The sequence below is a fragment of the Janthinobacterium sp. Bl 1 genome, from assembly GCF_058215535.1.
On record NZ_CM177086.1, the window covers coordinates 5,690,662 to 5,702,873 of the forward strand.

The 12,212-nt window shown below is 65.7% G+C and carries 9 protein-coding genes; 1 reads left to right on the forward strand and 8 read right to left on the reverse strand.

From position 1 onward, the window contains the following. Positions 1–25 precede the first annotated feature (25 nt). On the reverse strand, positions 26–424 hold the full coding sequence (gene ruvX / locus AC4BCN_RS25700) for a Holliday junction resolvase RuvX (protein ID WP_490492061.1): 399 nt from the start codon (positions 422–424) through the stop codon (positions 26–28). Continuing rightward, positions 421–1,023 (reverse strand): YqgE/AlgH family protein, encoded by a 603-nt coding sequence (locus AC4BCN_RS25705; protein ID WP_490493633.1) that lies wholly within the window; start codon positions 1,021–1,023, stop codon positions 421–423. Before AC4BCN_RS25705 ends, ruvX begins: the two co-directional genes overlap by 4 nt. Before the next feature lie 386 nt (positions 1,024–1,409). Between AC4BCN_RS25705 and AC4BCN_RS25710 the strand changes: the two genes are divergently transcribed. After that, on the forward strand, positions 1,410–2,873 hold the full coding sequence (locus AC4BCN_RS25710; RefSeq protein ID WP_490492062.1) for a cryptochrome/photolyase family protein: 1,464 nt from the start codon (positions 1,410–1,412) through the stop codon (positions 2,871–2,873). A gap of 55 nt (positions 2,874–2,928) precedes the next feature. Here the strand turns inward: AC4BCN_RS25710 and AC4BCN_RS25715 are convergent, their stop codons facing one another. The 6 genes from AC4BCN_RS25715 to AC4BCN_RS25740 all read right to left on the reverse strand — a co-directional run bounded on the left by AC4BCN_RS25715 (position 2,929) and on the right by AC4BCN_RS25740 (position 12,208). Then, the gene (locus AC4BCN_RS25715; protein ID WP_490492063.1) at positions 2,929–8,226 is read right to left on the reverse strand and encodes an Hpt domain-containing protein; all 5,298 of its coding nucleotides are present in this window, start codon (positions 8,224–8,226) and stop codon (positions 2,929–2,931) included. 41 nt (positions 8,227–8,267) lie between these two features. Beyond that, positions 8,268–10,505 carry a methyl-accepting chemotaxis protein gene (locus AC4BCN_RS25720; protein WP_436479915.1) on the reverse strand — a complete coding sequence of 746 codons (2,238 nt, stop codon included), beginning with the start codon at positions 10,503–10,505 and terminating at the stop codon, positions 8,268–8,270. Beyond that, entirely contained in the window at positions 10,505–11,122 is a 618-nt protein-coding gene (locus AC4BCN_RS25725) for a chemotaxis protein CheW (RefSeq protein WP_490492064.1), read from the reverse strand. The genes AC4BCN_RS25720 and AC4BCN_RS25725 overlap by 1 nt, the downstream gene beginning before the upstream one ends. A gap of 26 nt (positions 11,123–11,148) precedes the next feature. Further along, on the reverse strand, positions 11,149–11,514 hold the full coding sequence (locus AC4BCN_RS25730; protein WP_034780235.1) for a response regulator: 366 nt from the start codon (positions 11,512–11,514) through the stop codon (positions 11,149–11,151). A gap of 34 nt (positions 11,515–11,548) precedes the next feature. Next, entirely contained in the window at positions 11,549–11,971 is a 423-nt protein-coding gene (locus tag AC4BCN_RS25735; RefSeq protein WP_128141932.1) for a response regulator, read from the reverse strand. Positions 11,972–12,055: 84 nt separating this feature from the next. Then, the gene (locus tag AC4BCN_RS25740; protein ID WP_128143240.1) at positions 12,056–12,208 is read right to left on the reverse strand and encodes a rubredoxin; all 153 of its coding nucleotides are present in this window, start codon (positions 12,206–12,208) and stop codon (positions 12,056–12,058) included. Between the last annotated feature and the right edge of the window lie 4 nt (positions 12,209–12,212).

Here is a 12,212-nt window from a genome sequence, read left to right on the forward strand (position 1 = left end):
TTCAAGGAGGGAGTCTAGGGTCAGATTAATAATTCGCGTCGAAATACTGTTGCAGGATGATGGCGGCGGCGCGATCGTCGATGACTTCGCCGCGCTTGGCGGTGATGACGGCCGAGGAATAGCGTTCGTCGACCAGTTCCACGGGCAGGTTGAAGCGGCCATGCACCTGGTTGGCGAAACGGCGGCAGCGCGCGCTCATCTCGTGTTCCGTGCCATCGGGATGGCTGGGCAAGCCCACCACGATGCGGCTGGCGCCCCACTCCTTGATCAGGCTATCGATGGCGGCAAACTTCGGCTCGTTCGCCGTGGCCGTGATCACGCTGAGCGGCTTGGCCTGGCAAATCATGGTATTGCCGATGGCCACGCCGATGCGTTTCAAGCCGAAATCGAAGGCGAGGATGGTGTCGATGGCGTCACCGCTCATGCGTGTCCGGCTTCGATCGCCAGCATGAGAGGGTCGATACCGAGCAGCTTGATGGCCGCCACGTAGCGCTGCTCGATGGGGAAATCGAACAGGATGTCGGCCGAGGCGCCCACCGTCAGCCAGCCGTTGCGGCCGATCTCGTCTTCCAGCTGGCCCGGGCTCCAGCCCGAGTAGCCGATCGAGACGAGCATGCGCTCGGGGCCATCGCCCTTGGCGACGGCTTCGAGCACGTCGATCGAGGTGGTAAACGCCACCTCATCGGTCACCGTCAGCGACGAGGAATAGCGCGCGCCCGGCGTATGCAGCACGAAGCCGCGGTCGTCCTGCACGGGGCCGCCGAACATGATCGGTTCATTGATGATGGGTGTGTCGCTGCCGGCCGCCAGTTTCAGGTCGATGCGGTCGAACAGCACTTCCATGGTCATGTCGGTGGGCTTGTTGATGACGACGCCGAGCACGCCGTTTTCATTGTGTTCACACACGTACACGACCGTGCCGCCGAAGATCGGATCTTGCATGGCCGGCATCGCAATGAGGAAATGGTTGGCCAGATTCAGGGTGGAGGAACCGGTCGCGGCCGGTTCTCCCACACCCTGCATCAGACGATGTCCTGGTAGAGTCTGGTCGATTTTACTCTTTTTCATACGCGATGCTCTCTCTGTGGGCTTGCTGGCAAGTCTCGCTTACCCCGCTATCGTACGCCTGGCGCAAGCTGCCGCGAATCTTGGGCGGCGCGCACCGTGGTGCCAGGCGTTATTCTTGTTATCTTATAAATTAATGATCAATTCGCTATGTCTGCCGGCGCATTTCAATGCCAATTGTAAAATTGATTGCAAAATCGCTGTCGCACATAAAGTACCGCGAACATACCCGCTAGTTTACACTGAATTACCGCCGCAGCGACGCCAAAGGCGCGACGCGAGCGGCCATAAAGCCCTGTTGGCGGCAAAAAATAGCCTATCTTTGACCCTGAACACGCGAAATAATGACAATCAAGACTTCCCTGGTGTGGTTCCGGCGCGATCTGCGCGCGTTTGACCATGCTGCACTGCATCACGCCCTGCGCCAGAGCCAGGCCGTGCATTGCGTCTTCGTGTACGACACCGCCATCCTGGCTGCGCTGCCGCGCCGCGACCGGCGGGTCGACTTCATCCATGCCAGCGTGGCCGAGCTGGCCAATGAGCTGCGCCAGCTCGGCGGCGACCTGATCGTGCTGCACGCGGACGCGGCCGAGGCCATCCCGCGCCTGGCCGCCGAGTTGAACGCCGACGCCGTCTTTGCCAACCACGACTACGAGCCGCAAGCGATCGCCCGCGACGCCACGGTGGCCGCCGCGCTCACGCATGACGCGCGCCTGTGGTTCAGCTTCAAGGACCAGGTGATTTTTGAAAAGGACGAAGTGCTGACGCTCTCGGCCAAGCCCTACACCGTCTACACGCCGTACAAGAATGCCTGGCTGAAGAAAATGCGCGCCGAACCTGCCTGCCTGGCGCCATTCGATATCGAGCCGCATGCGGCCAGCCTGGCGCCGCCGCGCGCCGGCACGCCCGCGCCACTGCCCGCCCTGGACGAACTTGGTTTCGAGGCCAGCAACCTGGCCGAACTGGCCATCCCCACCGGCATGTCGGGCGCCAGCCAACTGTTCGATGATTTTTTGCCGCGCGTGGCCCGCTATGACATGGCGCGCGATTTCCCCGCCCTGAAGGGACCATCGTACCTGTCCATGCATCTGCGCTTCGGCACCGTCTCGCTGCGCTACCTAGTCCGCACCATCGTCGACCTGATGGACCGGGGCGGTGGCGGCGATGGCGCGCCCGTGTGGCTGGCAGAACTGATCTGGCGTGATTTCTACGCCATGATTTTGTACCAGAACCCGCATGTGGAAGGCGGCGCCTTCAAACCGGCCTACGACGCCATCGCCTGGGAAACGGGGCCTGACGCCGATGCCGCGTTTGCCGCCTGGTGCGAGGGGCGCACCGGCTATCCGCTGGTGGACGCGGCCATGGCGCAGCTGAACCAGACGGGCTATATGCACAACCGCCTGCGCATGGTCACGGCCTGCTTTTTGATCAAGGATCTGGGCATCGACTGGCGCCGTGGCGAAGCGTATTTCGCGCTGCACCTGAACGACTTCGACCTGGCATCGAACAACGGCGGCTGGCAATGGGCTTCGTCGTCGGGCTGCGACGCGCAGCCCTACTTCCGCATCTTCAATCCCATTACGCAGTCGGAAAAATTCGACGCCAGCGGGCGCTTCATCCGCCGCTACCTGCCGCAGCTGAAAGCGCTGGGCGACAAGGAAATCCACGCGCCCTGGCTGGTGCCGCGCATGCTGCTCGAACAAAAAAACATCATGCTGGGACGCGATTATCCGGAACCGCTGGTGCAGCACGACGAGGCGCGCAAGGAGACCCTGGAGCGCTATGCGGTGGTGAAGGTGGTGGCGTAATCAGGTAATTGTTGGCTTCGGGTGTCGGGTTACGCGCTCAACAGGCGTAGATCTGTTAGCATTGGGCCTTACGCACGCCGTCGCTCAACAACCGCCCGACCTCCGCCAGCAACTCCTCCTCCTGGAACGGCTTGCCGAAATACGCATTCACGCCCAGCTCGAACGCGTGCGCGCGGTGCTTGTCGGCGCTGCGCGAGGTGATCATGATGACGGGGATGGCGCGCGTCTTGTCGTCGCTGCGCACATTGCGCGTCAAATCAAAACCATCCATGCGCGGCATTTCCACGTCGACCAGCAGCAGGGCCGGCATGGCGGCCGGTTCAAGCGCATGCAGCTGTTCCAGCGCATCGAGGCCATCCTTGGCCAGCAGCACCTGGTAGCCTTCGCGCTCGAACAGGCGCTGCATCACGCGGCGCACCGTCAGCGAATCGTCGACCACCATCACGCGCACGGCTGGCGTGGCCAGCGCGCTGGAAGCGGCATGCTGCTCGCTGCTGGCCAGCGCATACTGCGACAGCAGTTCCGGATGGTGTTCCAAGTGCTGCGCCAGCGCCACCGGGTTCAGGATCAGCACGATGTCGCCCGTGCCCAGCACCGTGGCGCCGGCGATGCCCGGCATGCGCGCCAGTTGCGGGCCCACGTGCTTGACCACGACTTCGCGGTTGCCCACCACGTCATCGACCTGCAAAGCCAGCCTGTCATTGCCATTTCGCAACAGGAGCACGGGCGCATAACGCTGCGTGGCCTGCGCCGCCGGCGTCTCGCCCAGCATGGCCGACAGGTGGTGCAGCGCCAGCGACTGTCCGTGCGACTCGATGCGCCCGGCCGCCCGCACCTGCTCCAGCTGCTCGCCTTTCAGGTGCAGCACCTGCTCCACCAGCACCGATGGCAAGGCATACGTCTTGCCGCTGGCCGCCAGCAGCACCACCTGGGTAACGGCCAGGGTCAGCGGCAGGTGGATGGTGAAGCGCATGCCCAGGCCCGCCTGCGTCAGCGTTTCCACGCGCCCGCCCAGGGCCAGCGCTTCGGAGCGCACGATATCCATGCCAAAACCGCGCCCGGCCAGTTCCGTCAGGCTGTCGGCGGTGGAAAAACCGGGCGTGAAAATCAGTTCGGTCGCCTGCGCGTCGGTCAATGGCGCGTCCGTCGCCACCAGGCCGGTGCCGTGCGCCTTGGCGCGGATGCGTTCCAGGTCCAGTCCCGCGCCATCGTCGGAAAAAGCGATCGCCACTTCGTTGCCCTGCTGGCTGACCTGCACCAGCAGCTCGCCCGTCTCGCTCTTGCCCGCGGCCAGGCGCGCGTCGCGCGGCTCGACGCCATGCACGATGGCGTTGCGCAGCAAATGCTCGAAGGGCGCGGCCATGCGTTCGAGCACGCTGCGGTCGATTTCCACACCACCGCCGCGGATGTCGAGGTTGACGCGCTTGTCGACTTCCTTGGCGCTTTGCCGCGCCACGCGGAACAGCCGTTCGGCGATGCTGGCAAACGGCACCATCCGTATCTGCATCAGGTCGCGCTGCAGCTCGCGCGTCAGGCGTGCCTGCAGCACCAGGTCGTCCGTCACCGCATCGACGCTGTGGCTGAGGTTTTCATGGAACGACGCCACGTCGTTGACGCTTTCGGCCATCATGCGCGTAAGTTCCTGCAGGCGCGTAAAGCGGTCGAATTCGAGCGGGTCGAATTCGCGCTCGCTGCCGACGGCCATGCGCGAGGCGATCTGCGATTCGGCCTGCATTTCCACTTCGCGCAGCTGGCGCCGCAAGCGCGTCAGGTTGTCGGAAAACTCGGACAGCGAAGCGCCGAGCACGCCCACTTCATTTTCCATTTTGGAGCGCGTGATCGACACTTCGCCAGCCTGGTTTACCAGGCGGTCGAGGATATCGGCGCGCACGCGCACCAGGGCCGCCTTCGGTTCGGCGGGCGGCGTGTCTTCCATGCCCGGCAAGGGCAGCAACGGTTGCTGCAGCTGCTCGAACAAGTGCAGCGCATGGTCGTAATGGGCCAGCAATTCCTCGAACGCCTGCGGCGTGGCGGTGCCCGCGTGCAGCATGTTTTCGATATGCGTCTCGATTTCATGCGCATGCTGGCCCAGGCGCATGGCGCCGGCCATGCGCGCGCTGCCCTTGACAGTATGCAGGGTACGCAGCAGCATCTGCGCCTGGCCGCTGTCGTGCGGCTGCTGCTGCCAGCTGCGCAGCGCCTCGCCGATCTGCGGCAGCAAGTCGGCGCCCTCTTCCAGGAAGACGGACAAGAGATCGAGGTCGAGTTCATCGCTGATGCCGGCGCTGGCCGCCAGCAGCGCGGCCGCATCGGCCGGCATGATGGCGGGCGCCGGTGCTTCCGGCGCCGCATGCTCCAACGGCGGTGCGTGTTCAAAACCGGCGTCGAACAGGTCGTCGCTGGCGCCAGTGTCCTGCGCCGGCGACGGTGCCGGCACATCGGCAACCTCCGGCTGCAGCGCATCGGCGACGATGCTCGCATACGTCGCCTCGAACAGCGTCTCGAGCTGCGGCAGCGGGACTTCAGCGACCGGCTCGGCGGGCTGCGCCGGCGCGCCGACGATGCTGGCGTAAGCTTCCGCGAACAGGGCGTCGAGCCGGTCTTCCTTGCTCTCGTCGGGCGGCGCCGTCAAGGCACGCCACAAGGTGTTGAGAGCTTCGATCATGTCCGGCTGCGTTGGCGCCAGGTCGCCCAGCGCGAAGGCCTGCAGCATTTGCCCGATGCGCTGCGTGGCCTGTTCCAGCACGTCGTGCTGTTCGGCGCGCAGGCCCGCCAGCGGCGGCACCACCGTTTCAATCACCGTTTCAAGCGCGTGCGCCAGGTCGCGCAGGGACTGAAAGCCCACCGTGCCCGACGTCCCCGCCAGGGTATGCACGGCTTGCAGCGCCTCCGCGCTGACGGCGCGCTGTTCATGACGCCATTCGCCGAAGTCGCGCGTGAGCACGCGCAGCAATTCATCCGTCTCGGCCAGGTAGATGTTGTACAAGGGAAGACTGATGCGCAGTTCGCCCACGTGCTTGAGGTGATCGTCCGGCGCTTCGTGGAGCGTCGGCGCCGTGGCCAAGGGAAGTCCGATCACATTGCCATTGCTGGCCACTGGCGCGGCCGATGCCGGGCGCGGCTTGCGCAGTTCGAACGGACCGCCTTCGCGCACGCGCTCGGCCGCCATCAGTAGCATGCCGGCCTCGCGCTCGCGCCCAGCGCCGCCTTCCAGTTCGGCCACCCATTCGCTGAGCTGGTACCAGCCGTAATTGAGCAAGGTAAACAAGTCGTCGCTGACGAGGCGCGATTCGGCCAGCCAGGTATTCATGACGCGTTCGATGGCGCCAGCCGCTTCGGCAAACTGCGCCAGGCCGATCATGCGGCTGCTGCCTTTCAGGGTATGGAACGAGCGGCGCAGCATGGCGAGGTGGTCGCCGCTGGCGGCCTGCTCGCGCGGCAGGGCCAGGGTGGTGTCGATGAAGGCCAGCACTTCGCGCGCTTCGGCGATAAAGATGTCGAGCATCTCCGCGTCGACATCGGTCACCGCCGGCACGGCATCCATGCCGGCAGGCGCGGCGGGCGCCAGTGCCTGGTCGAGCAAGGGCACGGGGCCGGCGGCGGCGACTTTTTCAAATGGCAGCGCGCGGAAGGTGCCGGCGGCCGCATCGAAGTGGAAACGCCCGCTGGCCGCCTGCGCGTTGCGGCCCAGCATATCGGCAAAAAAGCCCAGCGCGCTGACATTTTGCGCGATCTCGTCGAGCGCCTCGGCGCGCGCCTCCGCATTGGCACCCGCCTTGGCGTCGCCACCGGCCAGCTGCCGCACGGCCGCATCGACCTGCAGCACGGCGGCGCGTGCGTCTTCCTGTCCCAGCCCGGCCAGCTGCTGCTGCAACTGCTCCAGCACGGGCGCGACGCCATCGAGCGCTCCCGTCCCCGTACCCGCCGCATCCGCGTAATACGCGTTGAGCACCTTTTCCACCTGGCGCAAGCCCGTCTTCATTTCCTCGGCCAGCGCGGCCACCGTCTGGCCCTGTTCGATCTGGCGCGACAGCTCGCCCGCCGTGACGGGCGGCGGCGCCTCGCCAGCCAGCAGCGCCTGCAGGCGCGCGGCGATGGTTTCCGCATTGCCCGCGAAATCGTCGGGCAGGCGGCGCAGCTGCTCCAGGCCCGTGTCGGCAAACAGCAGCGCCATGCCGATTTCATTTTCCAGGGCCCCACTGCGCCCGCTGGCCACGGCTTGCCGCGCCACGGCCGCGCATTCGCGCAGCAGGCTGGCCAGGGCCGGCTGCTTCAGCGTATCCACATGTGCGGCCACCTGTTGCAGCGCCTCGTCGAAATCCGTGTCCAGGGCAGGATCAAGGTCGGCTTGCGCCAGGCGGCTCCAACTGGCGCGCGCCTGCGCCAGCGCCGTGCGGGCGCCTTGCAAGGCATCCTGGTCGACCTGGCCGTAGCGCCGCGCTTCCACGTCGGCCGGCAGCATGCCTTCCAGGGCGAAAGCGGCGCGCAACTGGCGGGCTTCCGGCGTCGGCTCGCGTGCGGCGGCGATGAAGAACAGGGCGTCGCGCAGCATCGCCTCGGGCAGGCTGGCCGTGCCCTGCGCCAGGCGGCGCAACTGCAGGTTGATCAGGCCGAACAACTGCTTGACGTTGAGCGTGCCCATGCCTTCGCCGCTGGCCGCCAGCCCCGCAAACGCCTGCATGGCGAACCAGAAGGTGCGCGCCGGCGCTTCCTGCTGCGCGTCGGCCACCAGGGTCAAGGTGGCGTGCAGGTCGCCAGCATGCTGGCGCCGCGTTGCGTCATCCTGCGCCTTCAGGAAGGGCAGCAAAGACTTTTCAAAGCGCCCGCGCCAGGCCGGGTAATCGGGCACCGGCGGTGCTTCCGCCAGCGCGATGGCGTGCCCTTCCAGCGTCGACGCAGGCGGAAAGAACAGGTCGGCCGGGTGGATGCGCTCGGCGCCCAGCATGGTTTGCAGATCGCGGTAATAGGGGAACAAACGCGCCGGCTGCGGCGGCGTGCCGGCCACCAGGTCTTCCAGGTATTCGCTCAAGGCTTGATACAGTTCGGCGACCACTTGCGCATGGTCCAGCGTGTATTCGAGGCTGCCGTCGCGAAAGCGCGCCAGTGCCAGTTCCGCGGCGTCCGTCAGCAGGCTGACGCCGGCCACGTCCACCATCACCAGCGCGCCATGCGCCTGGTGCAGATGCGAGCGCGCATGCTGCAGGGCCGTGGCGCGTTCCTCGCGCTCGCGGCCACCCGCTTCGAACAGGGCTGTTTTCGAGCGGCTCAGCGCTTCGCGGATTTCCACCATCACCCACGACAAAGGCTCGCTGTCGAACGGCTTGGACTGCTGTGGACTATCTGGTGTGCTCATGCATGCCTCGGTAAAGAATTCGCCCTGGACTGGCGCGGCGTTCAGGCGGCGACGCGGAAGCGCGACACCGAATTTTTCAGTTCCTGTGCCAGCATCGACAACTTGTGGATCGACTGCGCCGTTTGCTGCGTGCCGTCCTGGGTCTGCTCCGTCACGCTCAGGATATGCTGGATATTCAAGGCCACGCCGCTGGCCGAACCGGCCTGCGTACCGGTGGCGAACGAGATGCCCTGGATCAGTTCCGCCAGGTGTTTCGATACTTGGCTGATGTCGTTCAAGGCCGCGCCGGCCGCATCGGACAAGCGCGCGCCCTCGACCACGCCCTGCGTGGACGTTTCCATCGCCCGCGTCGCATCCTGGGTATCGGCCTGGATGGTGCGCACCAGCGCGCCGATCTGCTTGGCGGCGGCGGCCGAGCGTTCTGCCAGGCGCTGCACTTCCTCGGCCACGACGGAAAAGCCGCGCCCCGCCTCGCCCGCCGATGCGGCCTGGATGGCGGCGTTCAGCGCCAGCACGTTGGTCTGCTCGGTAATGTCGGAAATAAGCTCGGTGATCTCGCCGATCTCCTGCGACGATTCGCCCAGGCGCTTGATGCGCTTGGACGTATCCTGGATCTGCTCGCGGATTTCATGCATGCCCTTGATGGCGTTTTCCACGGCCGTCGAACCCTGCTGCGCCGCCGCCACCGACTGGCGCGCCACGTCGGCCGAGACGCTGGCCGACTTCGACACGTCGGTAATCGCATTGGCCATCTTGACGACGGTGGCGCTGACGCCCTGGATTTCGCGCGACTGCTGCTGCGACGCGATCAGCAGCTTGCTCGAGATGCTTTGCGCCTGCGTCGAAGCGCGATTGACCTGTTCGGCCGTCGCCGTCACCCTCCCCACCAGGCCGCGCAATTCCTCGACCGTGTAGTTGACGGAATCGGCGATGGCGCCCGTGATGTCTTCCGACACGGTGGCCTGCACCGTCAGGTCGCCGTCGGCCACCTTCTGCAATTCGTTCATCAGGCGCAGGATGGCCGCCTGGTTCTGCTCATTCCTGGCCTTCGCCACTTCCTCTTTTTCCTGCGACTGCAGGCGCCGGATTTCCGCTTCCTGGCGCCGCCGCTCGGCGTCGCGCGTGCGGTTGACGGAGTCCTGCAGCAGCACCCTGCCGATGCCGGCCGCCGCGATCAGGGTCAGCAGCACGCCGCCGACCATCATCCAGAAAGCGATGCCCAGGGTTTCCTGGTTCACGTGATACATCTGCTGCAGCAGGGTCAAACGCTGGCGCAGGTCTTCGTTCTCGTTGAAGATCAGCTGCTCGGCGCTTTTCGCCGAACTGAATTTGTCCAGGCGGTCGAGTATCGACGACACCAGCTTCTGGTACGTGTCGAAACTGGCTTTCAGCGCCACCATCCGGTCGCGCAGTTCGGCGTCGCGCGTGGGCGCCAGCTGCAGCGACACGCTGCCATTGAGCAGGCCTTCGACGGCGGTGCGGAAATACGTCGTGTCGCGCCCCAGCGAAAACGCCGTTTCCGAACTGATGCTGCCCGACGAGAGGAACTCGCTGGCGCTGCGGCTCATGCGCTGGCTAAGCATCATCAGGCGGCCAATGACGGCCAGGTCGCGCGCATTGCCGCCGCGCTGCACCTTCAGGGCCGCGATTTCCTCGGTCTGCGCCAGCAGCGCCGGCGACAGCGCGTTCAACTGCTGCAAGGTCTTGTCGAATTCGCCCAGCTCCGGTTTCAGGCGCAAGATGGTGCTGGCCGCGCGGTCGCTGCTGGCCCATTTTTTACGCGCGTCGGCCACCGCCGCCAGCAGGGCGGCACGCGACTCGCCGATATCGCGCCCGTGATACGTGCCGCCGCGCAGCATCAGGCGGAAATCCTGGTTCAGTTCATTGCGGCTTTCCTCGAGCTGGCGGAACGCTTCCGGATTGCCTTGCACGGCGTTCGGCGCGGCCTTGCCGATGCGCTGCGAATGCATCAGCGCATCGCTGGCCAGCTGGGTCTGCGCCGAGGCGATATTGCCGCTGCGCGTGTTCAGCCCCACGAACAGCAAGCTCGCGGCCAGGCTCAGGGCCATCACCGTCGACAGGATGCTCAATTGTTTTTGCAGCGGCAGATGGCCGATCAGCGGCAGCTTCAAGTCGCTGACCGGCGCGCTGGCCAGCGACTTGCGCCGCCCCAGCGCATCGCGCAGGCGCAGCGGCAGGTCGGCAGCCGATGCCGGCTCGCCGGGCGCGTGCTCCGCTTCGGGCATGCTGGCCGCCAGGATGGGAGAATTGGCGCCCATCAGCACATATCCTTGTGTACGGGTAGGCCGCCAAAGCCGGCATCGAGAAAGCGTTCCGATTGCGCCAGCTGCGCCAGGTCCAGGCGCAGCCACTGCTGCCCTTCGCTGTCGCGCAGCGCCTGCGCGGCCCACGATGGGAGCACACCGTGCTGCGTATCCGGCAAGGGCACCGATTGCATCGTGCGCAGCTGGCGCAAGCCCAGCACGCGCTCGACCAGCAAGGCGCAATTGAGGCCCAGACGCGGAGAAAACGTGATGATGCGGCAGTGATTGCCGGGCGCGCAAGCCGGTTCGCCCATGTAGCGGGCCAGGTCGACGACCCCCGTCAGGCGTCCGCGCATGGCCGCCAGGCCCAGGTACCAGTCCTGCGCCAGCGGCACGCCCTGGACCTGCACACCGGCGGCAATGACGATTTCACCGAGCTGCGTCAGGTCGAGCAGGCACGGGCGTCCACCGAGCATCACGCCCAGTTCCTTGCGCGCCGCCAGCGCGCCGCTGCGCGCAGCCTGTATCCGCTCGATCAATTGCAGCTGATACTGGCGCAAGCGCCCCTGCCGCGCGCCCGTCTCGAAAGATGGCATGGCGGCAGCGGCGGGCGGAAAGGCCGCTGTGGACACGCCGTGACCTGGCATCGTGTGCATGCTCAGGAAATCGCGGCGATCTTGGCCAGCAGCTCGGCTTCGACCACCGGCTTGACCAGGTAATCGCGCGCCCCCTGGCGCAAGCCCCAGATGCGGTCCGTTTCCTGGCTCTTGCTCGAACAGATAATCACCGGCACGTCCTGCAGTTCCGGATCGCGGGCGATGGCGCGCGTAATCTGGAAGCCATTCGCACCGGGCATCACCACGTCCATCAGGATCAGGTCGGGCCTGGCCTGCTTCAGCTGCGCCAGCGCGTCGGCGCCGTCCTGCGCCGTGAGGACGGCATAACCGGCACGCACCAGCATCTCGCTCAGGTAGTAGCGTTCTGTCGGCGAGTCATCGACGATCAGAATTGTGTGTATGGCCATCTGCTTCCTTGCTGCGTTGTCAATCAATAAACCACTACTCAAAATGCCCGGCCAGGTGCAGCCGCACGGCCTCCAGCAGCGCCTCGCGCGCCAGGGGCTTGACCAGGCAGGCGCTGGCGCCTGCCATGGCGCCGCGTGCGCGGTCGAACAAGCCTTCCTTCGACGACAGCATCAGCACCGGCGTGGCGTGATACGCGGCGCTGGCCTTGATCAGCGCACAGGTGCGGTAGCCGTCCAGCCGCGGCATCACGATGTCGCACACGATCAGCGCCGGCTGGCAGTCGGCGATCTTGGCCAGGGCCTCGAAGCCGTTTTCCGCCACCACCACGCGATAGCCGGCCTCGCCCAGGATCTTCGCGGCCGCGCTACGTATCGTCGCGCTGTCGTCGATGACGAGTATCGTGACGCTCGCGCACACGGCATCGGACGGCGCCTCGGGCAAGAACGATCGCGTCATGTGATTATTCGACAATTTTTCATACCATAGCACAGGCAGCCGCGATACCTGCGTGCGGCAGCGGCATCCCGTGGAGCTGATTGATTACAGCGCCACCATCTCGAAATCGTCCTTGCGCGCACCGCATTCAGGACAGGTCCAGTTCATCGGAACATCGGCCCAACGCGTACCGGGAGCGATGCCTTCGTCGGGCAAGCCGGCCGCTTCATCATAAACCCAGCCGCAAATAAGACACATCCAC